The following is a 1180-nucleotide window of genomic DNA, read 5'->3' on the forward strand; positions in this document are numbered from 1 at the left end:
TGGATGCACAGATGCCGACGCCGCCGCCGCCCCCGCCCACCAGCACCGTCTCGCCGGGCTGCAGGTGCGCGCGCTCGGCCAAAGCGAGGTCGGCGGTGAGGGCCACGGAGAGCAGGCCCGCCGTGCGCACCGGGTCGCAGCCCTCGGGCAGCGCGAAGGTTTCCGTGACGCTCGCGGCGACGAAGGGGGCATGGCCGCCGTCATAGACCAAAGCCGCCACGCTCTGGCCAAGCGAGAATGCGGTGACGCCCTCGCCCAAGGCGGCGATGCGTCCCGCCACCTCCATGCCCGGCGAGAACGGCACCGGGTGCTTGTTCTGGTGCGCGTTGCGCCCCATCAGCACGTCCACATAGGAGATGCCGGCGGCCTCCACCGCGATCAGCACCTGTCCCGCCTTCGGCACCGGCACCGGAGCCGCGGCGACCGTGAGCCCGGACGGCTCGCCGTGGGCGGTGCAGACAAGGGCGTCCATGGTCTCGGGCGTGCTCATGAGGCGGCCTTTCCGGCGGCGGGAACGATGACGGCGTCGAGCGCCACGGCGCCCTTGCCTTCGGGGAAGACGAGGAAGGGGTTCACGTCGATGCTCTCGATCCGCTCCGCATTGGCGGCGGCAAAGCGCGAGAGCGCCACCAAGGCCGCGGCGAGCGCCTCGGTGTCGGCGGGCGGGGCGCCGCGCACGCCTTCGAGCACCTTCGCGCCGCGGATCTCGCCGATCATGGCGCGCGCCTCCTTGAGGCCGAACGGCGCACGGCGCAGGGCCACGTCGCCCATCACCTCCACCAGCACGCCGCCGAGGCCGAACATCACCATGGGGCCGAACACCGGGTCCACCGTGACGCCGAGGATGGTCTCGACGCCGCCCTTCGGCATCATCGGCGCGATCAGCACGCCGTCGATGCGGGCCTCCGGCGCTGCGGCGCGGGCGCGCTCCAGAACGGTCGCCGCCGCTTCCCGCACCGCCTCGGCCGTGGCGAGATTGAGCGCCACGCCGCCGATGTCCGACTTGTGGAGGATGTCGGGGGAGAGGACCTTCACCACCACGGGGAAGCCGATTTCCCCGGCCGCGCGGGCGGCCTCGTCCGGCGTCGCGGCGACGCGCACGTCGGGGGCGGGCAGGCCGGCGGCTTTCAGCAGTCCCAACGCCCCGTGCTCATTTGAGGGCATGGGCGGGGATGGCCGC

General features: G+C 73.2%; 2 protein-coding genes. Both read right to left on the bottom strand.

Features of this window, described 5'->3' with window-relative positions; all coding sequences use genetic code 11:
- On the bottom strand, positions 1-490 hold a 490-nt coding region (locus AC2W7M_RS25920; RefSeq protein ID WP_486136010.1), incomplete at its 3' end, for an alcohol dehydrogenase catalytic domain-containing protein.
- A partial coding sequence (locus tag AC2W7M_RS25925; RefSeq protein ID WP_486136012.1) for an acetate--CoA ligase family protein occupies positions 487-1180 on the bottom strand: 694 nt, incomplete at its 5' end. The genes AC2W7M_RS25925 and AC2W7M_RS25920, both read right to left, overlap by 4 nt.

Source organism: Xanthobacter sp. BG11Y11_SDJG (assembly GCF_057364445.1).